Below are 25,804 nucleotides of genomic sequence, written 5' to 3' on the forward strand. Positions count from 1 at the left end.
TCAATTAAGACTTACGGTAATCCAGTAAAGATTAAAGGTAAGAAGTACTACACTATGACAACAAGCAAATTTGTTAAAAAAGCAAATGTTAAAGGATAGTAAATTTTCCTAACTAAAAAAGAATGCCACAATTGTTTGAGATAACAATTGTGGCATTTTTTATAGAAAAATTTTATTATTTTAAACCATCTTGCTGCATTTCATGCAAAGTTTCGTATTGTTTTTTTAATCCCTTTTCAATTTTAGAATTACCTTTAGGTTGAAAATATTTTTTCCCAACCAGTTTATCTGGTAGATACTGTTGAGGCACCCAATCGCTTGCAAAAGAGTGAGGGTAAATATAACCTTTGCCATGCCCTAATTTTGTGGCACCAGAGTAATGAGTATCTTTTAAGCCCGCCGGTATTCCGCCATAATCTTTATTTTTTACATCTTGCAAGGCTGAATCAATGGCACTAATAGCGCTATTGCTCTTTGGCGATAATGCCAATTCTATTACTGCATTAGCTAACGGGATGCGCGCTTCTGGAAATCCCAGATTCTTTGCTGCTTGAATGGCAATTTGTGTGTGCTGCACAGCAGCTGGATTTGCCAAACCGATATCTTCATAAGCAATCACACTTAATCGTCGACAAATTGCGACTAAATCTCCTGATTCAATTAATCTGGCCAAATAATGCAAAGATGCATCCGTATCAGAACCACGAATTGACTTTTGAAAAGCAGATACCAAGTCGTAATGACCGTCACCTTTGGCGTCAAAGTTTTGACTGCGTAACTGAATAGAATTAGCCATTTCATCTTGATTAATAGTTATTTCATCTTCATCATTTTGACCAGCTGCAATCATTTCCTGCTTGGTTGATCGCACTGCCAGTTCCAGTCCATTTAATGTGGCGCGTAAATCACCGTTGCCTTTTTGCACCAATAATTCTCTGGCATCATTAGTTAATTTTACATGGTATTTTCCTAAACCATTTTTATCATCTATAAGCGCACGGTCAATTGCCTTATTTACGTCTTCTTTTGCCAGTGGTTTTAGTTCAAAAATCTGACAGCGAGAACGAATAGCGGGTGAGATAGCAATATAGGGGTTTTCAGTTGTCGCCCCAATTAAAATAATTTGCCCTGATTCTAAAAGTGGCAGGAGAAAATCCTGTTTCGTTTTATCTAACCGATGAATTTCGTCTAGTAACAGTATGACAGTTCCACTTAATTTTCCTTCAGCTGCTACTTGTTCTAACTGCTTTTTGCTATCAGTAGCAGCGTTAAGCTGACGAAAGGCATATTTAGTGGAGCCTGCAATAGCACTGGCAATACTGGTTTTGCCGATTCCAGGGGGGCCATAAAGAATCATCGAAGATAACATTTTGGCTTCGACCATTCTCCGAATAATTTTTCCGGGACCAATTAAATGTTGTTGACCAACAACTTGATTCAAATTTTGCGGTCTCATTCTATAAGCTAATGGCTTCATTTATTATCTCCATGGAAAAGCCTATGCCAAAAGCCAGCTTTTTTTTGACTTGTATCAGCAAGCTGAGCTTTAGGCATTTCTGGTGGATAAACTTGACTTATTTCAATGCGCATTTTGTTAATGGCACTGGAAGCTACCACTAATATTGCTGAATCATCAGGACCAGTTTTAGCTGTCTCATTATTAACAATGGTAAAAGAAGTTTCGTATTTGCTACAATAAGTTTCTACCTGATCAACAAAATTATCATGCAAATTACCATTTATCAGTATATTGTAACCGACATAATCTTTGAAATGTTGTAAAAAAAGGCTGGTTAATTTGGGATCCTGCACTTCAGAATTAGTCATTCTAACCAAAACTCGTTCACGAAGAGACCCTAAAAATCTTCTGCGTTCATCCGGTTTTGTCTGTGGCGTGATGCCTTGTGCAGCATTTGAAACTCTGGTATTTAAATCTTCAGTCATTGGTGAGATTTCCTTTCGGGTAGCAAAAACCCCTCTCCAAGTAGGAAAGGGGTTTTGTGAAAATGTAGAAATTAAAGTAACTTGTTGTAATATTCAACAACTAGAGCTTCGTTAATTTCTGGTTCCATTTCATCACGTTCTGGAAGACGAACAAGTGAACCTTCTACTTTGTTATCATCAAATGAAACAAAGGATGGACGGGATACAACTGCTTCCAGTGCATCCTTAACTTGTTGCAAGTTCTTAGACTTTTCCTTGAGGCCAATGGTTTCACCAACCTTGACTTCGTATGAAGGAATATCAACACGCTTGCCGTCAACAGTAATGTGACCGTGGTTAACCAATTGTCTTGCTTGCTCTCTTGTAGTAGCAAAACCTAAACGGTAAACGATGCTGTCTAAACGGCATTCAAGTAAAGCCATGAAGTTAGTACCGTGTTCACCTTCACGAATCTTACCAGCACGTTTGAACAAAGTTCTAAATTGACGCTCGTTTAAACCATACATCCAACGCAACTTTTGCTTTTCGTGCAATTGCTCGCCGTATTCTGATAAACGACCACGTGAATTAGGACCGTGTTGACCAGGAGCATAGTTACGACGGCTAAGCTCTTTACCAGTACCTGAAAGTGAGATTCCTAATCTTCTGGAACGTTTCCAACTTGGACCTGTATATCTTGACATAAAATCCTCCAATAAAATCTGATAACAGTTTTTGGAGTAAAATAATTACGTATAAGTTTAACATTCGTGCATCTTAATTTTCATTTTCGCCTATTGCAGCGTCGGTTACTCGTTCACTAAAACGTATTAAGATGTTGACGTTCTTGCCACTTATAGCTGCAAATATTTTACACGTTCTATATTATAGTTGTATTGACTTATTAAAGCAAGGAAAACATTGACTGCTTTAAGTATTATAGGAAGAAAAAGTAAATTTGGTTTATAAAGACATATAAAAATCAATATTTTGTTTAAAAATAATGTAGTATTTATCAATACTGCATATCAATTTTTATAGCATAATGAAATGTGCTAGTTTAAAAAACTCTTGCCCACAATAATGTAGAAGTTTGGTATAATTGGGGTAGTTTTGGAGGAAAAATATGTCATCGACTCAATCCATAGTTGTAATCATTGCAATTTTAATCATTATTATAATTATAGCACTCATGATCATAGTCAATCGACGCCAATTAAGGCAGATTCTTGAAGTGGACGATTTGATCACTAAAATTGCCAAAATGCATTTAGAAACAGACATTATTAATCTGGATAAAATGGATTTAGCAGGTGAGAGTCTGACTACACTGACTACTTGGCGCAAAAGCTATGAGCAGGCATCGACTAAAAAAATTCCTGCTGCGCAGAGCTTTCTTGAACAAGCTGCTGACCAAAACGCTCATTATCAAATATTCAAGGCCCACAAAAATATTAAACAGGCTCAGGAAATCATGGGTTCAACATATAAAGACGCTAAAAACACAAAGGAAGTTTTTACCGAATTACTTGAATCAAACCGTGAAAACCAAAAGCAGTATAATGACTTATTCAATCAATTTAAAGAACTGCGTAAGGGTGTTTTGGCAAATTCATACGAATATGGCACTGCACTTGATAAAATTGAAACTGATTTGACTAATATGGAAACTGACTTTTCAGAAGCTAAGAGTCTGACTGCTCAAGGAGACCAGGTTGAAGCAAAGCGCATTTTATCAAAGATTAAAGTGGCTTTGACAAATATCAGTTCCGTTCTTCCAGAAGTTAAAAATGCATGTCACCAAATTGATACAGTTTTCAAAGACCAACTGGATGAGCTTTCTGATAGTTATAAGAAAATGATGTCTTCAAAATACTACATTACTCAAGTTGACGTTTTAGCCGAAATTAAAAAAATTCGCGGTCAAGTGGCTGATGCAGCCAGATTACTGACAGAATTAAAAATATCTGATTTAAACACAAGTATTGCAAAAATCAAAAAGGAGATTGCTGCTCTATACGATACTTTGGCTAATGAATATAAGGCAAGACCTTTTGTAGAAGAAAATCAGGACAAAATCCAGAGACTTCTTGCTCATGAGCAGGTTGAGTCTAAAAACTTGGTGGCCAAATTGCGTCATATTGATGAGAGTTACGAGCTTACGCATAATGAGCTTGCTACCAGCAGGCAACTAGAGCAGGAAGTCAATGACATGGAACGGCAATATACAGTTGACACGCAAAATGTTGCTGACGGCAAAGGAGTTTATTCACAAATCAAGTCATCGTGGTTAAACATGCTTGACCGTTTACGTGAAATTAGCAATCAGCAAAAGACAATGTCGCAAGACGTCGATGGCCTTTATGATTCGGAGAATGTCGCTAATGATTCAATCAATCGTTTTAAACAAGAAGTGTCTTTAGTTTATCGGCGGTTAGAACGTAAAAATTTGCCAGGTAATCCGGATTCTTTTGTTCAAATGTATACATTAGTTGTTAATGAAATCGGTCATGTAGCAAAAGAATTGAGTCAAGTTCGTTTAAATATGGAAAAAATATCACAGGAATTAATCCAAATCACTGATGATGTTGAAAGACTAAAAAGAGAAGCTGATGACATTATTAATTCTGCGGATTTAGTCCAACTGACTTTGCAGTATTCAAACAAATATTCTGACAATGGTTCAATACAAAGTGCTCAGAAAAAAGCAATGGATCTTTATGAGCAAGATTATAATTATAAGGATGCTCTTGATACCATTGCAACTGCTATTGAAAAAGTGGAACCGGGTTCGTACCAGCGTTTAGAAAATTTATATTATTCGGATAAGAAAAATAATGACTAAATTTTATAAACTTTTGTCAAACAAAAATCTCAGCTTTAAAATTTGTAAAGGATTTTAAGGCTTTTTTATTGCTAATGAATAAATAATTGAAGCTTAGATTATTTTAAGTTACAATTTATAAGTTAATAGCTGACCTTGTAGTGTGTTGGAGGAGAAATTCCGTGATTTACTTTGATAATAGCGCCACGACCAAAATTGATCCTGCTGTTTTAGCGACTTATGATAAAGTAGCACAAACTATTTGGGGTAATCCATCTAGTTTACATAAACTGGGAGACCGCGCTTACCAACTTTTAGAAAGCTCGCGTAAACAGATTGCTAATCTTTTGGGTACAAAGCAGGATGAAATTTTCTTTACTTCCGGTGGTACAGAATCAAACAATTGGGCTATAAAGGGCACAGCATTACAAAAACGGCAATTTGGCAAGCATCTCATTACATCGAATGTTGAACATGCTTCTGTCGCTAATGCTTTTAATGCGCTGGAATACATCGGCTTTCGCGTAACTCACTTGCCAGTTGATAAACAAGGGCGTGTCAATGTCAATGATTTGCGCAATGCTCTTGATTCTGACACCACATTAGTTTCAATAATGGGTGTCAATAATGAGATTGGTTCAATTCAGCCAATTGATGAGATCAGTGATTTATTGTCTAACTATCCGACTGTAAGCTTTCACGTTGATAATGTTCAGTCACTGGGTAAAAATATTTGGTCACGAGTTTTTACTCCGCGTGTTGATTTCTCAAGCCTTTCCGCCCATAAATTTCACGCACCAAGAGGTACTGGTGTTCTTTATAAAAAAGAAGGCAAGATGCTGGATCCTTTGCATGATGGTGGCGGACAGGAAAAAGGTCTCAGATCTGGCACAGAAAATTTGCCAGCGATAGCAGGAATGGCTAAGGCTGTACGCTTGCTTTTAGAAAATGAGCAGGAAAAAGCTGCAAGAGAGGCTGCTATTAAGGAAAAAATAGTAAATTATTTGCAGGGCAAGCCTGGCATTACTATATTTTCTCCTGTCAATGACAATTTTGCGCCTCATATTTTATGTTTTGCACTTGAAGGCATCAGGGGAGAAACTTTAGTCCATACACTTGAAGAATATGACATTTATACTTCCACTACTTCCGCATGCTCCTCGACAAAAGTTGATCAAGCCAGCACATTAGTAGCAATGCATGTTGATGATAAAATTGCCACCAGTGCAATTCGTCTCAGTTTTGATGAATCCAATACGCTTGATGAAGCCGATGAGTTTATAAGAGTTTTTGACAAAATTTACCGTCATTTTGCCCCAATTAATCATTTAGGAGAATAGATTTTTTATGAAATATACTGAAATAATGGTGCGTTACGGTGAGCTTTCAACAAAAGGAAAGAACCGGAAAGATTTTATCGGTCGCTTAGACGGTAACGTTACTAAAGTGCTGCGTGAATTTCCACAGGTTGAAATTCACCCACGCCATGATCGGATGCATATTGTTTTAAACGATGCTCCTTTTGAAGAAGTCGATCAACGCTTAAAAAAGGTTTTTGGCATACAAACTTATTCACCAACTATTAAAGTAGAAAAAACGCTGACGGAAATTGAAAAAACTGCACTTGCTTTAATGAAGGAAACTTTTAAAAAAGGAATGACTTTCAAGGTTAACACTAGGCGAAGTGACCATCAGTTTTTATATGATACTAATGAATTGAATAAAATGGTTGGTGACTACCTTTTTTCACACATGGATGATCTAAAAGTAGAAATGAAACATCCTGACATTGTACTCAGAATTGAAGTGCGTAAAGATGCAGTTTACATTTCTAACCAGCTGCTTCATGGAGCTGGGGGAATGCCTGTTGGTACCGGTGGTCGAGCCGTCATGATGCTATCAGGAGGCATTGATTCGCCAGTGGCTTCCTATCTGGCCTTAAAACGTGGTGTTGATATTGACATGGTGCATTTTTACAGCCCACCATATACCACCGAAAAAGCTTTGAATAAAGCCAAAGAATTAACCGGTATTTTGGCTAATTATGCTGGTAAAATCAATTTCATTGCAGTACCGTTTGCAGAAATTCAGGAAACCATTAAGGAAAAAATTCCCGAGGGCTATTTGATGACTGTGCAAAGAAGATTCATGTTACAGCTAGCTGATAAAATCAGAGCTAAAAGAAGAGGATTGGCTATTTTTAATGGTGAGTCTGTTGGGCAAGTAGCTTCACAAACTTTAGAGTCAATGGCAGCAATTAACGATGTAACCACTACACCGGTCGTCAGACCAGTTGCTACAATGGATAAAACCGAAATCATCAATTTAGCAGAAAAGATTGGCACATTTGATTTATCTATTCAACCCTTCGAAGACTGCTGCACCATTTTTGCACCTCCTCGTCCAAAAACAAAACCAAAAATTGAAAAAGCACGTGAATTTGAAAATCGCCTGGATGTTGAAGGCCTAATTGACCGCGCTTTGGCAGGAATTAAAGTAACTGCAATTTACCCAAATGATAAGTTTTTAGCTGATAAAGCAGAAGAAGATGCTTCACTACTTTAAAAAGTATGTTATAATACGCCCAAAGCAATAATTGAGAGGTATTAACCTTATAAATAGAGAAAGGCTCGTTGATGGTGAAAAGCCGAATGAAGGTTAATTAGTAGCTCGATTGGACTGGTTGGCTGAACTGAGAGTAAGCTAATTCGGCAAATATGCCGTTATCATTTTTAAGAGAAGCAGAATTTATTCTGCTTAACCTTAGGTGGTACCGCGGTTAACTATATCGTCCTAGACATTTTGTCTAGGACTTTTTTATTGGGAGGAGAATTATGACAGATTTAGCACCAAAATATGACCCCAAAGAGGTCGAACAAGGCAGATATCAAAAGTGGCTTGATCAAGACTTATTTAAGCCATCCGGGGATAAAAAAGCACACCCATATTCTATTGTTATTCCGCCACCAAATGTTACGGGCAAACTTCACTTAGGACATGCTTGGGATACTGCAATTCAAGATACGTTAATTCGACTTAAAAGAATGCAGGGTTACGATACTTTGTATCTTCCAGGGATGGATCATGCCGGAATTGCAACTCAAGCTAAAGTTGAAGCCAAATTACGCAAACAAGGCAAAGACCGACATGAAATGGGTCGTGAAGCTTTTGTTAAGCAAGTTTGGGACTGGAAAGATGAATACGCTGCTATTATCAAGAGTCAGTGGGCAAAATTAGGCCTGTCTCTCGACTATTCCAGAGAGAGATTCACTTTGGATAAAGGCTTATCCAAGGCAGTTCGTCGCGTTTTTGTGCAACTGTATAATGAGGGTCTAATTTACCGTGGTGAATATATTATTAATTGGGATCCGGAGCTGCAAACAGCTTTAAGTGACATTGAAGTTATTCACCAAGACGATAAAGGTGCTTTTTACCATATTAAATATCCGTTTGCTGATGGTTCCGGTTTTGTTGAGATTGCTACTACTCGTCCTGAGACAATGTTCGGTGATACTGCTGTTGCTGTAGCTCCCGGAGATGAACGCTACAAGGATATAGTTGGCAAGGAACTGATTTTGCCAATAGTAGGACGTCATATTCCAATTATTGAGGATCAACACGTTGATCCAGAATTTGGTACTGGTTTGGTAAAAATTACTCCGGCTCATGATCCTAATGACTTCTTGGTAGGCAATCGTCATAACTTAAAACGGATTAATGTTATGAATGACGACGGTACTATGAACGAAAATGCCGGTAAATATGAAGGTATGGGCCGTTTTGAATGCCGTGAAGCATTGGTTAAAGATTTAAAGGAGCAAGGCTACTTAATTAAAGTTAAGCCAATTGTACACTCTGTTGGACACTCGGAACGTTCTGGAGTTCAAGTTGAACCACGTCTGTCAACTCAATGGTTTGTTAAGATGAAACCTTTGGCAGATAAAGTTTTAGAGAATCAAAAAACTGCGGGTAAAGTCAATTTTGTACCAAAGAGGTTTGAACAAACTTTAAATCATTGGATGGAAGATGTTCATGACTGGGTAATTTCACGTCAATTATGGTGGGGACACAGAATTCCAGCTTGGTATAACAAAAAGACTGGTGAGATGTATGTTAGAGAGGAAGCACCAAAAGACATTGAAAACTGGAAACAAGACCCAGATGTTCTAGACACCTGGTTTTCAAGCGCTTTATGGCCATTTTCAACATTAGGCTGGCCTGATGAAGATTCTGCTGATTTCAAACGCTATTTTCCAACCAATGCTTTAGTTACCGGTTATGATATTATCTTTTTCTGGGTTTCACGGATGATTTTCCAGAGTCTGCATTTTACCCACAAGAGACCATTTAATGATGTTGTTCTTCACGGCTTGATTCGTGATGAACAAGGTCGCAAGATGAGTAAATCTCTGGGTAACGGTGTTGATCCAATGGACGTTATTGATCAATATGGTGCAGATGCTTTACGCTGGTTCTTGCTAAATGGTACAGCTCCTGGACAAGATACACGTTATAATCCTAAGCAATTGGCATCTGCATGGAACTTCATTAATAAGATTTGGAATGCTGCCAGATTTGTGATTATGAATTTACCAGAAGATGCAAAAGCAGCTCATATGCCTGATACCAGCAAGTTTGATTTGTCAGACAGCTGGATTTTTGACCGTTTAAATCACACTGTGAGTGAGGTTATTCGTTTATTTGATGATTATCAATTTGGTGAAGCTGGGCGCGAACTTTATAACTTTATCTGGAATGATTTCTGCGACTGGTATATCGAAATGGCCAAAGTTGCTCTCAATGGTTCGGATGTAGAACTGAAGACTAGAAAGCAAGAGAATTTAATTTGGATTCTTGACCAAATTTTACGTTTGCTTCATCCAATTATGCCATTTGTTACTGAAAAGCTCTGGCTGTCAATGCCTCATGAAGGCAAATCAATCATGGTTGCGAAGTACCCTACACCTCATGATGAATTTGTTAATGACAGAGCGCGGCGCGATATGGCTTTCTTGATCGAAATTATTAAAGCTGTACGTAATATTCGAATGGAAGTTAATGCACCACTTTCTTCACCGATTGATATCATGATTCAATTAGAAGACAGCAATAATGAACGGATTTTGACTGAAAATGAAGATTACGTCAAGAATTTCTTACATCCGAAGAACCTGACTATTGCTGCCAATATAACTGCTCCGAAATTGGCTAAAACTGCTGTGATTGCAGGGGCTCAAGTTTTTGTTCCACTAGCCGATTTAGTCAATATTGATGACGAAATCAAGCGCATGACAAAAGAAGAAAAAGACCTCCAAGCTGAAGTTGAACGTTCAACTAAAAAACTGAATAATCAAGGCTTTGTAGCACATGCACCAGAGGCGGTAGTTAATAAAGAAAAAGCCAAAAAGGCTGATTATGAAAGTCAGCTTCAAAACGTTCAGGAAAGAATTCAAGAATTAAAGAAGAGTGAATAAAGTGACTTTTACTAAAGCTCAAGATGTGATTAATTATTTATATTCACTTCCTAAATTACATGAAAAAGCAGATCTATCTTATATAAAGAAAGTACTGACTTTTTTGAATAATCCGCAAGATAAAGTTAAAACAATTCACGTTACGGGCACTAATGGTAAAGGATCTACTTCATACTATTTGAGCAGCTTGCTGCAAAAGGCCGGTCAGAAGACTGGCCTTTTTGTTTCGCCATATGTGTTCGAATTTAACGAACGTATTCAATTAAATGGGCAAAATATTAGTGACGCAGATTTAGTAAAGACAGCTAATGCCATAGAATCAGCTTTGACAAAAATTCGTAAAACAAACAACAATTTTTCTTTAGTAACTTTTGAGTATGAAGTGGTTATGGCCTTTCTCTATTTTGCAAGAAAAAAATGTGATTATGCTGTCATAGAAGTCGGTATAGGTGGCGAACATGACAAGACAAACGTGATTACACCTGAAGTTAGTGTAATTACCACGATTGGTTTAGATCATGAACAAATTATCGGACCCACACTTCAGGATATTGCTCGTGAAAAAAGTGGAATAATTAAAAGAAATCGTCCTGTAGTTTTGGGTAGTATTTCTAAAGAAGTATTGCCCATAATTCAGCAAAAAGCACAAAAAGAACATGCGACAATAAAATTATTAGGAAAAGATTTTAAAATTTCCTTGCAAGAAAATTTAACTTATCAAGATCAAGATAAAAAAATTTCTTTTTTACCCAGACCTTTAGTAGAAGGTTATGATGTAGGTATCGCTGTTGCTGCTGTTAGCCTTTTGGGAGTGAAACTTTCTGTAGCTGAAATTAAAGAGGCAATAAATCAAACCAAAATTCCTGGTCGTTATCAGATTGTGCAAAACAAACCTTTAGTAATTCTTGATGGCGCACATAATATTCAAGCCATGCAAAACCTGCTTAATTTTGCTCATTTTGAACAGAGGAAAAAACAGGGCAAAATTAGAGTTTTGATTATGATGATGAAAGATAAGGATATTGAGCAAGTATTTAAATTGTTTAAATCAGAAGATGAAGTATACATTACAACAATTGATTATCCTCGTGCAGCCAAGAAAAAAGATTTCCCGACTTGGATTCAAGAAAAATACCAATACCAAGCTGACTGGGAAACATCTTTTAGGAGTTTAAAGCAGAAGAGTCAAACAAATGATATACTGCTAGTGACGGGATCGTTTTATTTAGTCGGAAATATTTTACAAATGGAGACAAAAAATGCGGGTTCAAGGTCTTGATGACGAAATTAAGGGAATATTATTCGATATGGACGGATTGCTGGTCAATTCTGAAAATTTGTATTGGGAAGCTAACATACAGGCTGCTAAAGAAGCAAATCTAGGTACCCCAGACGATATCTATCTTAAATTAGTTGGCTCAACAACCACTGATATGGACGATTTTTATCGTAAATACTTTAAAAATAAGAAGCAGCGGGACCAATTTATTAAGCGTACGGATGAGTTGGTGTGGCAGTGGACCGAGGAAGGTAAACTAAAATTGCGCCCTGGAGTGCAAGAAGCTCTTGATCTTTTTCAAAAAGCTGGTTTACCTATGGCAGTGATTACCAGTAACACCGAAGATGTGGTAGAGCATAATTTGTGGGCAACAGGTAGCCGCAATTATTTTCAATTTCATTTAAATTATGATGATGTTAAAAAAAATAATGTTCAGCCAAAACCCGCACCAGATATTTATCTCTTGGCTGCTCAAAAATTACATGTTCCTCAAAATAAAATTCTGGCCTTTGAAGATTCTTCTCCCGGATTGCTTGCGGCCGTTAATGCAGGTTTAAAGTGCGTAATGGTGCCTGATTTAATTCCGGCAAGTAAAAACGACTATCAAAATGCTGTATTTGTCTGTAAAGATTTTTATGAATTTTTGAAAAAGGTTTGTTAATTTTCAACGTATTTAATAGTGAAAGGAATGGTTTTATGGAATTGATAAAATCTAATCACTATTTATTGAAAACTGACTGGGAAATGTTAAACAGCCTTTTTGATGAGTTGAAAGAACGTGGAATAGAGAAATTCGATGAACTTTTTATAAAACTGACAGAGCTAAAAATCATGAATTTCGATGATTTGCTCAAATATATTTCTGGCAGTCAATGCGATAAAAATTTAGCTGTTCTTTGTGAGGGACTGCTTGAAAGACTGAGGTCGGCGGTTCCAGATCGTGAACTTATTATGACATCCAGTGATGAAGTAGGTACCTATTTATTGGATAAGTTGGCTGGCCGTAAACAAGAAGAGCTTTGGGCAGTTTATATTGATAACAGTAATCATATTGTTGCTGAAAAAAGATTATTTCAAGGAACTTTAGATAAGTCAATTGCTCACCCACGGGAAATTTTCCGTTAGGCAGTAATTTATGCCTGCGCAGGCTTTTTTGTGGTTCATAATCATCCAAGTGGCAATTTAATTCCATCAAAAAGCGATATAGAGCTAACTAAAATGCTTTTTGCAGCTTCTGAATTATTTCATATTGACTTTCTTGATCATTTTATTGTGGGGAAGGGACAATATGTGAGTTTGCGTGAACGGCAATTATTTTAAATTCATCTTAAAGTTACATTTCATTTTCTTTTTTAAGTTGCACTTTATGCTATAATTATTCAAGATTTAGAGACTGCAATAATTAAGGAGAGATTTACGTGTTTGGATTAGGAGCAAAAAATATTGGCATCGATTTAGGGACGGCCAATACTCTTGTTTATATGGAAGGCAAAGGAATTGTTTTAAGGGAGCCTTCTGTTGTGGCTAAAAATACCCATACTGGAAAAGTAATTGCGGTAGGGTCAGAAGCAAGAGAAATGATCGGAAGGACACCGGAAAGCATAGTGGCTATCAGGCCAATGAAAGATGGTGTAATTGCTGATTATGATACAACTGCCTCTATGCTTAAGTATTTTATAGAAAAGACTGTAGGCAACTCCAAACCTTCAGCTATGATTTGTGTACCTTCGGGAGTAACTGAAGTTGAAAAACGGGCAGTTATTGATGCTGCTCGTGTAGCTGGTGCACGTGAAGCCTTTGTAATAGAAGAGCCTTTTGCAGCCGCCATTGGAGCTGGATTGCCAGTAATGGATCCTACAGGTTCAATGGTCGTGGATATTGGTGGTGGGACTACTGATGTAGCAACGATTTCTCTTGGTGGAATTGTTTCATCTACATCAATTCGTCAGGCTGGTGATAAGTTTAATACTGCAATTGTAAATTATGTACATTCAAATTTTAATCTTTTGATCGGTGAAAGAACCGCTGAAGACATAAAAATCCAAATTGGCTCCGCTTCAGTTGAAAAGGCAGAAGGAATTGAATCTGTCAATATTCGTGGACGTGATTTAGTTACCGGATTGCCAAAATCAGTTGATGTTAAAGCAGTTGATGTTTCAAAAGCAATTCAAGATGTTGTTCAAGATATTATTGTTGCTATTAAAGAAACTCTAGAACAAACCTCTCCTGAAATTGCAGCGGATGTAATTGATCATGGTATTGTGCTAACTGGTGGCGGTGCTTTACTTAAGAATTTGCCAGATGTTATTTCAGAAGCTACTAAAGTTCCAGTATTTATAGCACAAGACCCATTAGATTGTGTTGCAGTTGGTACAGGTGAGTCTCTGAAAAATATTGAAGTAATGCGTAGAAGTCGCAGATAATACAAAAAGTCGGCTATTATTGCCGATTTTTCTTTAGGGACTGTTTCCAAATGAAGAAATTTTTACAGAATAAAAAACTGTTGTCAGCATGTCTTGCAGTTATTGTAGTATTTATAGTTTTAGGTGGTAGTGTTAGCTTGCGTAATAAGCGCAACACTCCATTAATTATTCAAAGCTTTGGTAATGATATAGTCGCTGTAGGGTCAAGGATTATTGATTTTCCTCTTAGTTTTGTGTCTGGCAGTTTAAATAATGTGCATGATTTGCTGAATACTCAAGATGAAAATAACTATCTTAAGAGCCAAATAACCGATTTGGAACAAACAAAGGCTCGTAACTCAAGTCTTGAAGCTGAAAATAAACAACTTAAGTCCGCTTTAAAGTTAAAAGAAACTTTAACTGACTATAATATGGTTCAAGCCTCGGTAATTTCGCGTTCACCAGACAGCTGGACAGACCTTTTGGTTATTAACAAGGGAACTACTTCTGGCTTACGTAAAAACATGGCCGTGATGTCGGGCGGTGGAGTTATTGGTCGTATAATAGAGGTAAATGCTGCTTCTGCAAAAGTGGAATTAATTACCACTAGTGACAAGTCGGCAAACCGTTTTGCAGTTCAAGCTCAAGCCACAAATGGAAAAAAGGTTCATGGCATAATTACAGTGATAGGTAACAAAACTTTAGCCTTTACTCAAGCAATGGATAGTAAAAAACTTAAGCGTGGTACGAAAATTTACACTAGCGGAATGGGTGGTAATTCTCCTAAAGGATTATTAGTAGGAACTATTTCTGCTACAACACATGACTCATTTGGCTTATCTGATTTAATCAAAATAAATCCAGCTGGCGAATTAAACGATCCTTCAGTTGTCACTGTTATCAAAAGGAAAGTGAACGACTAATGAAGACACTGCGAAAATTTACTCTTGTCTTAGCATTATATGTTGCTTTAGCTATTAGTGGCAGCTTGTCCTTTTACCTGCATCAGTTTTTCTCATTTGGCAAAGCTTCTAACTTATTAGTACCTGTTAGTATGATGCTAATCGCCCTATTTGATGACACTAATAATAAAGAAATTTGGTTGGCTTTAGGTGCAGGTATAGTCAGTGACATTTATTTTTTTGGCATTATAGGCATTTACGCAATTATCTTGCCAATAGTTTCATGGCTATTGCAAAAATCTGCACGATTTTTGCCTGAGGTATTTTGGGCCAGAGTTCTGGCAGTTTTAATTGCTTCTGTTCTAACTCAAGGCTTCACGTGGCTGATTTTGAATATGACAGGTTTGTCAAGTATTGGTATTTTGAAGCTGGTGCAAAGTATTTTGCCAACTCTGTGCTGGGTATTTATATTTATTTGTGCCACCTATAAATTATGGTGGAATCTGGCTCTTAACTATCCTTTTATGGTTAATTTGGAAAATTACCGGCAATAAAAAACGTGAGATACAAGTCTCACGTTTTTTATTCGAAAAAGCCAAAGCTTGATAATGCACCAACAGCCTGCATTACAACTGCCGCTAGAGTAATTAATGCCATTAGCCAAGCCATAGCAATTGTTAATTTTTGAAATTTAGATCTCTTTTTCTTATGTCTTCGCGTCATTGATTGACCTCCTACTTGAACAATATTTTATGCTACTTAATAGTTTTTTTCAATCGCGGAGTAAGATAAAATAGATATTAAATGATAGAGGATGTAGCCAATGTTTTTAATTATATTGATACCAGTTATAGGTCTTGCTTTAGCTTATATTGTCAATAAAATGTTTCCTAAAGCTCAATTTAGGGGATATGATTTATTGCCTTTCTTTTTTATATATGCATGTCACTTAATTACCATGCACCAAAAAAGACCTGAGTTTTTGCCTTATGGTTTCTTTGTTTTTTTCTTCTTAGTTATAGTTATAGCAATATCTGATGCTGTTAAAAATAAAAATCTCTCTTTAAGTCAAACTCTGCGTAAAATCTGGGATTACTTAACTGTAAATACTATTTTTTGGTATCTGGGTCTATTATTTTTGATGATATAGTCAAACTTTTTAATAAAAAAATTTTAAAAAAACTAGTCGCAAACCTGAATTGGTTTGCGATTTTTTCTTTTTGTGTCATTAAAAAATAAATATTTAACTTTTTTGACTAAAAAGTGGTAGGAAGTGGTGAATTGTGGTAAATTATTTAGTGGAAGGGGGCTAAGCCATGTTCATGGGTGAATATCATCACAATCTTGACAGCAAAGGGCGTTTAATTATACCTGCCCGTTTGCGTAGCCAAATAGGTGACAAAATGATATTTACTCGCGGAATGGAAGGCTGCATTTTTGGCTATACTACTGAGGCGTGGCAAAAAATTGAAGCTAAATTAGCGCAACTTCCATTGACTAAGAGAAATGCGCGTAGCTTTACGCGTTTGTTCTACTCTGGTGCGATGGAATGCGAATTTGACAAACAAGGTCGTGTGAATCTGACCACAACGCTGAAGAAACATGCTTCCCTTGTCAAAGAATGTGTCATTGTAGGAGTTTCTGATCGAATTGAAATTTGGTCTAAGGAACGTTGGGAAAGCTTTAGTGATGAAGCCAATGAAAACTATGATGATATCGCAGAAAATTTGGATGAAATTGAACTATAATTATGGAATTCAAACACACCAGTGTACTCTTACACCAAACAATAGATAATTTAAAACTAAAAAATGGTGGTCTTTATGTAGACGCAACTTTTGGCGGTGGCGGTCATGCAAAATATTTATTGAGCAAACTTGCTAGTGGTACCTTAATTGGTTTTGATCAAGACGAATATGCAATAAATTCGGCTAAGTTAAACTTTGCTGATTTACTTGTTCAAAATGCCGATCCTAAATTACAATTGGTACATGATAATTTTAGCCATTTAAAAGAGAATCTGGTTGAGCTGGGTTATCAAAATGGTATAGATGGGATTTACTATGATTTGGGAGTTTCCTCGCCACAATTTGATCAGGCACAAAGGGGTTTTTCTTATCGCTTCGATGCAAGATTAGATATGAGAATGGATCAAGAGCAAAGTCTTGATGCTTATCAATTGGTTAATAACTCAAGCCAAAAAGAATTGGCGAATATTTTGTATAAATTTGGTGGAGAAAAATATTCTCGCCAGATCGCCCATAAAATTGTCCTTAAGAGACAAAAAAAGCCAATTGAGACAACATTTGAACTGGTTGATATAATTAAGGAAGCAATTCCTGCGTTTGCAAGAAGGACTGGTGGACACCCAGCAAAAAAGACCTTTCAGGCTTTGCGTGTTGCTGTGAATCACGAGCTTGATGTTTTAACTGAATCACTTGAAGAGGCGGTTCACTTGTTAAAACCAGGTGGCCGAATTAGTGTGATTACCTTTCAGTCTGATGAAGACAAAATTGTAAAAAATATTTTTAAAAAATACTCTGAAGTTGATGTACCTAGGGGAATGCCAGTTATTCCTGACAACTTGAAGCCAATGCTTCGTTTAGTTAACCGCAAACCCATTGTTGCCTCACCCGAAGAGCTAAAGAATAATAATCGCTCACACAGTGCAAAGTTGCGAGTCGCAGAAAAATTGTAAAGAGGAAAAAACAATGGCTGATAATTTAGCAAGAAAAGTAGAGTTTAATCCTAATGAGCAAAGAGATCCAAAGAAGAGACAACGTCAAGTTCTCAATCATCACAACGTTGCTTGGACCGGCTTTGAAAAGTCCTTGCTCGTATTGGGAACAATAATAACCATTGGCTTAATGACAATGCTAGTTTCTTCCAGTATTTCTGCTACTTCAGCTCAACATGAACTTACCAATGTGCAACGGTCTGTTGCAAAAGGGCAAAGTCAGGTTGGAGATTTGCATCAAGAATTAGGTGAGTTAACCTCAAGCTCTCGTATGAGTAAAATTGCACGTAGCAAGGGGTTAGCTTTGAATGAGAAAAATATTAGGACTATACGCTGATGAAAAAGCATAATAGTAAGATAAGTAACTCTAATTCCAAAGCTCACGGATACCGTTTTACAGTCGGGAGATTTCTCGAGGTAGCTGTTGCTTTGGTTTTTCTCGTATTTATAGGAAGATTTTTATATATTGGCATTTCAAAGACTGTTAATGGACAAAATTTAACTGCTAAAACTGAGCAATTATATATGCGTAATCAGGTATTAAAGGCTAATCGCGGTACGATATATGACCGTAATGGCTTGGCAGTTGCTCAAGATTCTCATTTATATACTATTTATGCTATTTTAGATAAATCTTCTATCAATTATAAAAATAAGCCTGAATATGTTGTTGATAAAAATAAGACTGCTAACAAATTAGCCCAAGTCTTACCTCTTAAGGCTGACAAAATTTTAAAATATCTTAATCCTGCACGCCCTGTTTTTCAGGTACAATTTGGTACTGCAGGTTCCAATTTATCAAAACAGCAAAAAGATAAAATTGAAAAGATGAATTTGCCTGGTATTAAATTCTTTGAAACCCAGTCTCGGCTTTATCCTAATGGTAATTTTGCTTCACATGTAATAGGAATGGCTACCCCGGTATATGATAAAAAAGCCAAGCAGCAGAATCTTGAAGGTACCATGGGACTTGAAGCATGGTATGATGACGTGCTTACTGGAAAAAACGGTTATCAGGTTTCCGCAGTAGATGCTTCTAATTTTCAGACGCCAAATAGCGCGCATAACTATAAGGCACCAGTCGACGGTAATAATATTTATCTAACCATTGATTCACAATTGCAGGAATACCTTGAAAATAGGCTCTCCTATGTCCAAAATACGTTTAATCCGGTTTCCATGACAGCTGTCGTTGAAGATATTAAAACGGGTAAAGTTTTAGCTGCTTCTCAAAGACCAACTTTTAATCCGCAAACGAAAAAGGGTCTGAAAAACTCATATCGCAACATTTTAGTACAAGATACTTATGAACCGGGCTCTGTTTTTAAAGTTCTAACGCTGTCATCATCTGTAAATAGTGGAAATTACCATCCTAATCAATATTATAATTCAGGATCTGTTTCTGTTAATGGATCTGTAATTCACGATTGGCAGCCTCACGGCTGGGGAAGTATACCATTTTCACAAGCTTTTCCTCGCTCGAGCAATACTGGCTTTGTTCATATTGAGCAGCAAATGGGTGCCAAGACTTGGAAAAAATATTTGAAAAAATTTCATATTGGCGAAAAAACTGGAGTAACCTTGCCCGGTGAACAACCGGGGACCATAGCATTCAATTCTCCGATTGATCAAGCTGTAACCAGTTTTGGTCAAGGCGTTGATGTCAATGTTATGCAAATGATGCAGGCATTTAGCAGTCTGGCAAATGATGGGCAAATGGTAAAACCACAATTCGTTGAAAAAATTACGGATGCTGATAATCATACTATCACCGGTTATCAAATTAAAAATGTAGGTCAACCAGTTTACACTAAAGAAACTGCATCTACCGTACTTGAAAATATGCGTCGAGTTTTAAATAAGCGCATTGGAACAGGTTCCGCATACCAAATGAAAGGTCAGAGTATTGCCGTTAAAACGGGTACTGCTCAGATTGCTAACCTTAAAGGCGGAGGTTATCTCAAAGGTAACAATAATTACATCTTTTCCGTGGTTGGAGTCACGCCTGCTAAACATCCACGATACTGCATTTATATTACTGTCAAACAGCCACGTAAAATGAGTAAACCAGCTGAAGTAATACTTTCATCAATTTTTAAACCAATGATGAATAGAGTAATTCTCATGTCTAAAAATGGTCTAAGCAGTTCGACGGCTGTTAAAACACCTAACCTAAAAGGATTAAACTACAAAAAGGCCGAAAAGGTAGCACAGCGTGTCGGTTTAAGACTTGCTAAGATTGGTACGGGTGATAAAATAACTGAACAATCCTACTCGGCAGGTCAAAAACAACAGTCAGGAAAATTAATGCTTGTTCGTACTGCTGGAAGTATAGAATGTCCAGACATGAAGGGCTGGTCTATTGATGAGTTACACCAATTTGCAGCTTTAACAGGAGTTAAATTACGGATCAAAGGCACAGGAATAGTTTTTAAGCAAGGTCTGGCTACAGGTGAGCCTGTTAAACCGGGTACAAAAATAAAAATACAATTAAAGGAGTAGCATTTTTATGCTGATTATTAGCATTATTGCATTAGTAAGTTCACTAGCGTTGACTGGGATCATTCTGCCTTGGATGATTATTTTCATGAGGACACATCACGAAGGACAAGAAATTCGTGATGAAGGTCCTAAATGGCATGAAAAGAAATCAGGAACACCCACAATGGGTGGGGTAGTCTTTGTTTTGGCAGCTACAGTATCTACCATTTGGGTTAGTATTTGGCAACAGGAAACGTCTAAACTAATTTGGATTTTACTAATCAGTTTGCTTGGCTACGGAATAATCGGCTTTTTAGATGATGGTATTAAACTGTTTTACAAGCGCAATTTAGGTTTGCACGCCTGGCAAAAATTTTCCTTACAAATATTGGTTGCTATTGTGATTGTCTTTATTGCAGCTACAGATAATTTTCAATTTAAACTTTTTATACCATTTTTTGGTATTGTGAACAGTGCGATTTTATTTACCATTTTTGTAATTTTTTGGCTGGTTGGCTTTTCCAATGCTGTTAATCTCTCAGATGGATTAGATGGTCTGGCAACGGGACTTTCAATTATTGCTTATGCTACTTATTCTTATATTGCACTTAAACAAAAGAACTTTGCTATTTTAATTTTTTGTATGAGTGTTATAGGTGGTTTGATTTCATTTTTTATTTTTAATCATAAACCTGCCAAAATTTTTATGGGTGATGCCGGATCCTTGGCATTAGGAGGTGGATTGGCTGCTGTCAGCGTCTTTTTAAACAGGCCATGGTCTCTTTTATTAATTGGAATCGTGTTTGTTTGTGAAACTACAAGTGTAATTCTACAAGTAATCTCTTTTCAAACTACAGGTAAAAGGATTTTTAAAATGACACCAATTCACCATCATTTCGAAATGCTGGGGTATTCTGAATGGAAAGTAGATATTATTTTCTGGATAGTTGGATTGATTGGTAGTTTTTTGTATTTAATAATATGGGGATAAAATTAGGTAAATGAAGCAGATTAAGACTTATCAGCACAAAAACATTTTGGTTTTAGGTCTGGGCAAAAGCGGTTTTGCAGTTAGTAAATTGCTGCTTAAACTTGGTGCAAAGTTGACTTTAAATGATCAGGCTGATTTGAGTAAAAATAAAAATGCACAGGAATTGAAAAAACAGGGTGTCCGTGTGATTGACGGCAGGCATCCAATTGAATTATTAAGTCAAGAAAGTTTTGATTATTTAGTAAAGAATCCTGGCATCCCTTATGAAAATCCAATGGTACAAGAGGCTCAAAAACTAAACTTGCCTATTATAACCGAGCCAGAAATTGCATTGAGTGTTAGTGATGCCCCTTATATTTGCGTTACAGGTTCGAATGGGAAAACCACCACAGTAATGCTGACCCAGAAAATTCTTGATCATCATTTGTCTAAAAATGGACATCATGCATACGCAGTAGGGAACATTGGCGTACCTATATCTGAAGTGGTTGAAAAAGCGACCAAGGATGATATTCTAGTCTGCGAAACTTCCAGTTTTCAGTTACTTGGTGTTACAGATATTGATCCTAATGTGGCAGCGATCATTGACATATACCATAATGTTCACTTGGATTATCATAAAACTTTTGAAAATTATGTTAATGCAAAACTGAATGTTACTCGTACGCAGAGTTCAGATCATTATTTTTTGGCCAATTTCGATCAAAAAGATATTTTGAAACAAGAAAGGAAAGTTACAAGAGCAAAATTCGTAACTTTTTCTGAAAATAGTCAAGATGCCGATTATTTTATTGCCGATGGGTATTTACAAAATCAGCACGAAAAAATAATGAAGACATCTGACATGAAATTACCTGGAATTCATAACCAGCAGAACGCCTTAGTTGCTAGTGCAATTGCACAAATAATGGGTGCAGATACCAATGATATTAAAGCCGTTTTAACAACTTTTGCTGGTGCAAAGCACCGCTTGCAATACGTGATGACATTAGAAGGTCGCAAAATATACAACGATTCTAAATCTACAAATATTGAAGCAGCTTCTGTTGCAATTCCTTCTTTTGAAGATCCAGAAGTCTGGATCGCTGGCGGCTTAGATCGTGGATTTACTTTTGATTCTTTAGTACCTTTTTTAAAAAAACACGTTAAAGCGGCCGTTTTATATGGTGAAAGTCGTTATTTATTAGCGGATGCTGCTAGAAAAGCGGGTATTAAACAAATTGTAATTAAAAACACTTTACAGGAAGCAGTTCCTAGCGCATATGAATTAACAAAACCTGGTGACGTATTGTTGTTTTCACCGGCTTGTGCGTCATGGGATCAATTTAGAACATTTGAAGAACGTGGAGACTATTTTGTTAATTTTGTAAAGGAATTGAAGACGAAATAAAATGAGAATAATATTTACTGGTGGAGGAACCGGTGGTCATATTTATCCTATTATGGCTATCATTGAAAGATTAAAAGAGCGCAACTTAGCTACAAATGATGAAATTCTGTTTGTAGGTACTAAAAATGGTCTTGAAGCAAAAATTGTTCCGTCGGCTGGCGTAAATTTCAAAACTATTGAAATGCGCGGGTTTTCACGTAAACATATAATGAGTAATTTTGCTACAATTAGGTTGTTTCTTAAAGCTACAAAAAAGGCTCAAAAAATTATTAATGAGTTTAAGCCTGATATTGTAATGGGAACTGGTGGCTATGTGAGTGGTGCTGTAGTTTATGAAGCAGCTAAAATGAAAATACCAACCTTGATTCATGAATCGAATTCGGTTGTTGGAGTTGCTAATAAGTTTTTAGGTCACTATGTAAATAAGATTTGTTATACGTTTGATGACGCAGCTAAACAGTTTTCTGAAAAGAAAAAATTGGTAAAAACTGGGAATCCTCGTTCTCAGCAGGTATTGAACTTATCATCAGCAAAAGTTGATATGCAAAGTAAATGGAATCTTAATCCAATAATACCTACAGTATTAGTTTTTGGAGGATCTCGTGGAGCTTTAGCCATCAACAGAATTATGCTTAAGTCACTAACTCGCTTGCAAAAAAAGCCATATCAGATAATTTGGGTAACCGGAACATATTATTTTAAAGAAATCCAAGAAAAACTGGCTAATATAGACTATGGTAAAAGTATTAAAATTTTACCATATGTTAAAGATATGCCTGCACTTTTGCCTAAAATGATTTGTGTAGTTTCACGATCTGGAGCAACCAGCATTGCGGAATTTACAGCTTTAGGTGTTCCCGCCATATTAATTCCCAGCCCGAACGTTACTCATAACCATCAAATGAAAAACGCACTTGATCTGGAAAAAGCAGGCGCTGCGACAGTGATTGCTGAAAGCGACCTTAATATCAATAATTTTATTTCCTCAATTGATCATATCGTTTTAGATCGTAAATATTATACAGAAATGAGTAAAGCTTCAAAGAAATTGGGCGTTCCAGATGCTTCTGACGAAGTAATTAAAGTAATGCAAGATATATCTAAGTAAGAAGAAGGTGAGGCAGTTGACTAAGAAGCGAGTAACAAAAATTGATCCAAAAGAAAAATTATCACCTTATTTAGATCACGAATCTAATCAGAAGAAAAAGTTTAAAGCTAAAACAAAAGTCTCTGCCTCTTTGTCAAAGTTACATAATGAACGTAAAACTGCATTATTTAAACGTTTGGGACTTGTTGTGGGAATCTCAGTAGTGTCCATTTTGGGACTAGGTTATTATATTTCTCCTTTAGCAAATGTGAAAAGCATTCAAATAAAAGGTGAAAATGATTTACCAATAAAAGAAGTTGTAAAAACTACTGATATTAAAGCCAGTGATAAAATAATTGACCATCTGTTTAATAAGGACAGCATAGACCATAAACTGTCATCAAGATACTCTGAAATAAAAACCATAAATGTTCATGTTAAAAATTTTAACCATTTGATTCTTGATATTGACGAATACCATACGATTGGTTACATTAAAAATGCCAAAGGATACCGGAAAATACTTACACACGGCAAATTGGGTTCCCAGATAATTCCGTGGTCAAAGGTGAGTCCGGATAAGCCAGTTTTTGTGGGATATAACCATGAAATATCATTGAAAGAAACTCTTCACTTGTTTAATAGTCTGCCTTCAGATTTTCAAAATCAGATAAAATTGTTAAGCGGCAACACTAGAAGAAAATCACAGGTAATTTTTCTAATGAAAAATGGAAATGTAGTAATTGGTAACGTTTCTACCCTCAAAAGTAAATTAAAGTACTATAATAAAATAAAAACTAAAGTGGGAAAAAATACTTTAATTGATTTGGAAGTAGGTGCGTTTAGCAGACCGCTTACACCAAGTGAAAAGAAAGCTTATGGTTTAACTTAGGCTGAATTTGAGCTACTTTTATGGTAAAATTTTTGTAAAGAGCACTGACAGGGGGTAAATTTTGGACAATACAAATTTATTAGTGGGCTTAGATATTGGTACCACAAGTGTGAAAGCGGTTGTAGCAGATACAGGTAAAGTTATCGGAGCTGTAGCTGTTCCCAATAGGGGAATGCGCCATGGCAATATAGTTGATATTGATGAGACAGCAGCTGCTATTAGTAGAGCGTTAAAAGAAATAGCTAAAAAGACAAACGCAAAGATTTATCGAGTTGTAACAGGCATACCGGTTGGTATGCTTCAACTTGAAACTGCAAGCGATTTGGTTAATGTAAGCGATAATGGTCAGGAAGTTGGCAACCATGATGTCAGACGTGTAGTACGTGCTGCTATCAGGTCTGCAGTAAAAAACGAACGTGAACCTATTGCTTTTTTGCCAAGCCGCTTTTTAATTGATGGTAAAACGGAAGTCGATGATCCCCGAAAAATGATTGCTCATTCTCTGTCAGTGCAGGGCATCATGCTTACGGCTCCGGCAAGTCCTTTGCATAATATTAAAAAGGCTATAGAGCGAGCAGGTTATTCTAATAACTTTTTTGTTCCAACCCCGCTTGCTATTGCCAGTGTTGCTTTAAATGAAAGTGAGCGACAGTTTGGCTCAATAATCCTTGATTTAGGTGGTGGCGTGACTACTGCCACGGTCATTCACAATAATCAGATTAAATATGCTAATATTGACTTTGAAGGAGGAAGCGATATTAGCAATGACATCTCTGTTGTTCTTAGTACATCAAAAAGGGATGCAGAACAAATAAAACTTGATTATGGCTATGCCGATCCAAATCTAGCTTCTGAAAAAAATAAATTTGCTGTTAATAGCGTAGGTTCAAATGGTCAACAGATGGTTGACGAGAGCTACTTAAGTGAAATTATTAATGCTAGAGTTATGCAGACCATTGACAGAATTGAAAAAGGTTTGGTTAAACATGATGCTTTAAGTTTGCCTGGTGGTGTCATTATCACTGGTGGAAGCAGTCTGTTACAAGGTTTTGATGGCATAATAGCCAATACTTTAAATGTCAAAGCCAGAATCTATCAACCTGACCAAATTGGAATGCGCAATCCAATTTATTCAGCTGCATATGGAGTCGTTAACTATGCATATAAAATGTCTGATATTGACTTTTTAGTAATTAATGCAATATACGGCAAGGATGCACTTGGTCAAGAAGAAGTGACTGTTCAAGAAAAAACAAAAACTTCGAAAAGAACAGCTACTGTTAATGAAAGTAAAAGAAAAGAAGAATATAATAGACGTGAGTTACTGAAACGAGAAAAATCTTCGCAAAGTAAAACGAAAAATAATACGCAAAATAAAGATAAAGGCTTTAAGAACTTCTTCAAAAAGTTCTTTGATTAAAG

At 36.5% G+C, this 25,804-nt stretch carries 24 protein-coding genes and 1 pseudogene; 21 read left to right on the forward strand and 4 right to left on the reverse strand.

From position 1 onward, the window contains the following. The first annotated feature begins 3 nt into the window (after positions 1-3). Entirely contained in the window at positions 4-99 is a 96-nt protein-coding gene (locus LDM90_RS09490; RefSeq protein ID WP_223896643.1) for an SLAP domain-containing protein, read from the forward strand. A gap of 76 nt (positions 100-175) precedes the next feature. Here LDM90_RS09490 and LDM90_RS03230 read toward each other — a convergent pair whose 3' ends face one another. The 3 genes from LDM90_RS03230 to rpsD all read right to left on the reverse strand — a co-directional run bounded on the left by LDM90_RS03230 (position 176) and on the right by rpsD (position 2,627). Beyond that, positions 176-1,477 carry a replication-associated recombination protein A gene (locus LDM90_RS03230; protein ID WP_223896636.1) on the reverse strand — a complete coding sequence of 434 codons (1,302 nt, stop codon included), beginning with the start codon at positions 1,475-1,477 and terminating at the stop codon, positions 176-178. Next, complete coding sequence (locus LDM90_RS03235) at positions 1,474-1,944, reverse strand: YueI family protein (protein WP_223896635.1); 471 nt, start codon at positions 1,942-1,944, stop codon at positions 1,474-1,476. The genes LDM90_RS03230 and LDM90_RS03235 overlap by 4 nt, the downstream gene beginning before the upstream one ends. Positions 1,945-2,015: 71 nt before the next feature. Next, positions 2,016-2,627 carry a 30S ribosomal protein S4 gene (rpsD, locus tag LDM90_RS03240; protein WP_034979449.1) on the reverse strand — a complete coding sequence of 204 codons (612 nt, stop codon included), beginning with the start codon at positions 2,625-2,627 and terminating at the stop codon, positions 2,016-2,018. Between the two features lie 422 nt (positions 2,628-3,049). On the opposite strand from rpsD, the gene ezrA reads away from it, so the two are divergent. The 10 genes and pseudogenes from ezrA to mreD all read left to right on the forward strand — a co-directional run bounded on the left by ezrA (position 3,050) and on the right by mreD (position 15,358). After that, a complete protein-coding gene (gene ezrA / locus LDM90_RS03245; protein WP_198211728.1) occupies positions 3,050-4,768 on the forward strand; it encodes a septation ring formation regulator EzrA in 1,719 nt (572 codons plus the stop codon). A gap of 161 nt (positions 4,769-4,929) precedes the next feature. Then, a complete protein-coding gene (locus tag LDM90_RS03250) occupies positions 4,930-6,087 on the forward strand; it encodes a cysteine desulfurase family protein (protein WP_198211729.1) in 1,158 nt (385 codons plus the stop codon). 7 nt (positions 6,088-6,094) lie between these two features. Continuing rightward, positions 6,095-7,312 (forward strand): tRNA uracil 4-sulfurtransferase ThiI, encoded by a 1,218-nt coding sequence (gene thiI, locus LDM90_RS03255; RefSeq protein WP_223896634.1) that lies wholly within the window; start codon positions 6,095-6,097, stop codon positions 7,310-7,312. Between the two features lie 269 nt (positions 7,313-7,581). Next, positions 7,582-10,221: a valine--tRNA ligase gene (locus LDM90_RS03260; RefSeq protein ID WP_223898682.1), complete on the forward strand. Its 2,640-nt coding sequence runs from the start codon at positions 7,582-7,584 to the stop codon at positions 10,219-10,221. 1 nt (position 10,222) lies between these two features. Beyond that, positions 10,223-11,500 (forward strand): bifunctional folylpolyglutamate synthase/dihydrofolate synthase, encoded by a 1,278-nt coding sequence (locus LDM90_RS03265; RefSeq protein ID WP_223896632.1) that lies wholly within the window; start codon positions 10,223-10,225, stop codon positions 11,498-11,500. Further along, positions 11,481-12,161 carry an HAD family hydrolase gene (locus tag LDM90_RS03270; protein WP_223896631.1) on the forward strand — a complete coding sequence of 227 codons (681 nt, stop codon included), beginning with the start codon at positions 11,481-11,483 and terminating at the stop codon, positions 12,159-12,161. Before LDM90_RS03265 ends, LDM90_RS03270 begins: the two co-directional genes overlap by 20 nt. A gap of 35 nt (positions 12,162-12,196) precedes the next feature. Then, a pseudogene (locus LDM90_RS03275) lies at positions 12,197-12,820 on the forward strand (JAB domain-containing protein). Positions 12,821-12,918: 98 nt separating this feature from the next. Beyond that, positions 12,919-13,923 carry a rod shape-determining protein gene (locus tag LDM90_RS03280; RefSeq protein ID WP_034979431.1) on the forward strand — a complete coding sequence of 335 codons (1,005 nt, stop codon included), beginning with the start codon at positions 12,919-12,921 and terminating at the stop codon, positions 13,921-13,923. Positions 13,924-13,973: 50 nt separating this feature from the next. Continuing rightward, complete coding sequence (gene mreC, locus LDM90_RS03285) at positions 13,974-14,825, forward strand: rod shape-determining protein MreC (RefSeq protein ID WP_045927986.1); 852 nt, start codon at positions 13,974-13,976, stop codon at positions 14,823-14,825. After that, positions 14,825-15,358, forward strand: a complete 534-nt coding sequence (mreD, locus tag LDM90_RS03290; protein ID WP_223896630.1) for a rod shape-determining protein MreD — start codon at positions 14,825-14,827, stop codon at positions 15,356-15,358. The genes mreC and mreD overlap by 1 nt, the downstream gene beginning before the upstream one ends. A gap of 28 nt (positions 15,359-15,386) precedes the next feature. On the opposite strand, the gene LDM90_RS03295 is transcribed toward mreD, so the two are convergent. Further along, positions 15,387-15,527, reverse strand: coding sequence for a DUF4044 domain-containing protein (locus LDM90_RS03295; protein WP_109586210.1), 141 nt, complete (start codon positions 15,525-15,527; stop codon positions 15,387-15,389). Positions 15,528-15,627: 100 nt separating this feature from the next. On the opposite strand from LDM90_RS03295, the gene LDM90_RS03300 reads away from it, so the two are divergent. The 10 genes from LDM90_RS03300 to ftsA all read left to right on the forward strand — a co-directional run bounded on the left by LDM90_RS03300 (position 15,628) and on the right by ftsA (position 25,802). Next, positions 15,628-15,954, forward strand: a complete 327-nt coding sequence (locus LDM90_RS03300; protein WP_045927988.1) for a DUF3397 domain-containing protein — start codon at positions 15,628-15,630, stop codon at positions 15,952-15,954. A 166-nt stretch (positions 15,955-16,120) separates the two neighbouring features. Beyond that, positions 16,121-16,552: a division/cell wall cluster transcriptional repressor MraZ gene (gene mraZ / locus LDM90_RS03305; protein WP_045927989.1), complete on the forward strand. Its 432-nt coding sequence runs from the start codon at positions 16,121-16,123 to the stop codon at positions 16,550-16,552. A gap of 2 nt (positions 16,553-16,554) precedes the next feature. Further along, a complete protein-coding gene (rsmH, locus tag LDM90_RS03310; RefSeq protein ID WP_045927990.1) occupies positions 16,555-17,502 on the forward strand; it encodes a 16S rRNA (cytosine(1402)-N(4))-methyltransferase RsmH in 948 nt (315 codons plus the stop codon). A gap of 13 nt (positions 17,503-17,515) precedes the next feature. After that, on the forward strand, positions 17,516-17,878 hold the full coding sequence (gene ftsL / locus LDM90_RS03315) for a cell division protein FtsL (RefSeq protein ID WP_034979414.1): 363 nt from the start codon (positions 17,516-17,518) through the stop codon (positions 17,876-17,878). Next, the gene (locus tag LDM90_RS03320; RefSeq protein WP_223896629.1) at positions 17,878-20,043 is read left to right on the forward strand and encodes a PASTA domain-containing penicillin-binding protein; all 2,166 of its coding nucleotides are present in this window, start codon (positions 17,878-17,880) and stop codon (positions 20,041-20,043) included. The genes ftsL and LDM90_RS03320 overlap by 1 nt, the downstream gene beginning before the upstream one ends. Positions 20,044-20,050: 7 nt before the next feature. Further along, positions 20,051-21,013 (forward strand): phospho-N-acetylmuramoyl-pentapeptide-transferase, encoded by a 963-nt coding sequence (mraY, locus tag LDM90_RS03325; RefSeq protein WP_373307165.1) that lies wholly within the window; start codon positions 20,051-20,053, stop codon positions 21,011-21,013. Between the two features lie 10 nt (positions 21,014-21,023). After that, a complete protein-coding gene (gene murD / locus LDM90_RS03330) occupies positions 21,024-22,403 on the forward strand; it encodes a UDP-N-acetylmuramoyl-L-alanine--D-glutamate ligase (RefSeq protein WP_223896628.1) in 1,380 nt (459 codons plus the stop codon). A 1-nt stretch (position 22,404) separates the two neighbouring features. Continuing rightward, the gene (gene murG / locus LDM90_RS03335) at positions 22,405-23,511 is read left to right on the forward strand and encodes an undecaprenyldiphospho-muramoylpentapeptide beta-N-acetylglucosaminyltransferase (protein ID WP_223896627.1); all 1,107 of its coding nucleotides are present in this window, start codon (positions 22,405-22,407) and stop codon (positions 23,509-23,511) included. A 16-nt stretch (positions 23,512-23,527) separates the two neighbouring features. Further along, positions 23,528-24,382, forward strand: coding sequence for a cell division protein FtsQ/DivIB (locus LDM90_RS03340; RefSeq protein WP_223896626.1), 855 nt, complete (start codon positions 23,528-23,530; stop codon positions 24,380-24,382). A 61-nt stretch (positions 24,383-24,443) separates the two neighbouring features. Then, a complete protein-coding gene (gene ftsA, locus LDM90_RS03345; protein WP_045927997.1) occupies positions 24,444-25,802 on the forward strand; it encodes a cell division protein FtsA in 1,359 nt (452 codons plus the stop codon). Positions 25,803-25,804 lie beyond the last annotated feature (2 nt).

This window comes from Lactobacillus huangpiensis (assembly GCF_019972815.1).
GTDB classification, from domain to species: Bacteria; Bacillota; Bacilli; order Lactobacillales; family Lactobacillaceae; genus Lactobacillus; species Lactobacillus huangpiensis.

What these genes read in the sequence shown, in the direction of transcription:
- LDM90_RS03230 (WP_223896636.1), bottom strand. Translation starts at nt 1,477, where the DNA reads ATGAAGCCATTAGCTTATAGAATGAGACCGCAAAATTTGAATCAAGTT.
- LDM90_RS03235 (WP_223896635.1), bottom strand. Translation starts at nt 1,944, where the DNA reads ATGACTGAAGATTTAAATACCAGAGTTTCAAATGCTGCACAAGGCATC.
- rpsD (WP_034979449.1), bottom strand. Translation starts at nt 2,627, where the DNA reads ATGTCAAGATATACAGGTCCAAGTTGGAAACGTTCCAGAAGATTAGGA.
- ezrA (WP_198211728.1), top strand. Translation starts at nt 3,050, where the DNA reads ATGTCATCGACTCAATCCATAGTTGTAATCATTGCAATTTTAATCATT.
- thiI (WP_223896634.1), top strand. Translation starts at nt 6,095, where the DNA reads ATGAAATATACTGAAATAATGGTGCGTTACGGTGAGCTTTCAACAAAA.
- LDM90_RS03260 (WP_223898682.1), top strand. Translation starts at nt 7,582, where the DNA reads ATGACAGATTTAGCACCAAAATATGACCCCAAAGAGGTCGAACAAGGC.
- LDM90_RS03270 (WP_223896631.1), top strand. Translation starts at nt 11,481, where the DNA reads ATGCGGGTTCAAGGTCTTGATGACGAAATTAAGGGAATATTATTCGAT.
- mreC (WP_045927986.1), top strand. Translation starts at nt 13,974, where the DNA reads ATGAAGAAATTTTTACAGAATAAAAAACTGTTGTCAGCATGTCTTGCA.
- mreD (WP_223896630.1), top strand. Translation starts at nt 14,825, where the DNA reads ATGAAGACACTGCGAAAATTTACTCTTGTCTTAGCATTATATGTTGCT.
- LDM90_RS03295 (WP_109586210.1), bottom strand. Translation starts at nt 15,527, where the DNA reads ATGACGCGAAGACATAAGAAAAAGAGATCTAAATTTCAAAAATTAACA.
- LDM90_RS03300 (WP_045927988.1), top strand. Translation starts at nt 15,628, where the DNA reads ATGTTTTTAATTATATTGATACCAGTTATAGGTCTTGCTTTAGCTTAT.
- mraZ (WP_045927989.1), top strand. Translation starts at nt 16,121, where the DNA reads ATGTTCATGGGTGAATATCATCACAATCTTGACAGCAAAGGGCGTTTA.
- rsmH (WP_045927990.1), top strand. Translation starts at nt 16,555, where the DNA reads ATGGAATTCAAACACACCAGTGTACTCTTACACCAAACAATAGATAAT.
- ftsL (WP_034979414.1), top strand. Translation starts at nt 17,516, where the DNA reads ATGGCTGATAATTTAGCAAGAAAAGTAGAGTTTAATCCTAATGAGCAA.
- LDM90_RS03320 (WP_223896629.1), top strand. Translation starts at nt 17,878, where the DNA reads ATGAAAAAGCATAATAGTAAGATAAGTAACTCTAATTCCAAAGCTCAC.
- mraY (WP_373307165.1), top strand. Translation starts at nt 20,051, where the DNA reads ATGCTGATTATTAGCATTATTGCATTAGTAAGTTCACTAGCGTTGACT.
- murD (WP_223896628.1), top strand. Translation starts at nt 21,024, where the DNA reads ATGAAGCAGATTAAGACTTATCAGCACAAAAACATTTTGGTTTTAGGT.
- murG (WP_223896627.1), top strand. Translation starts at nt 22,405, where the DNA reads ATGAGAATAATATTTACTGGTGGAGGAACCGGTGGTCATATTTATCCT.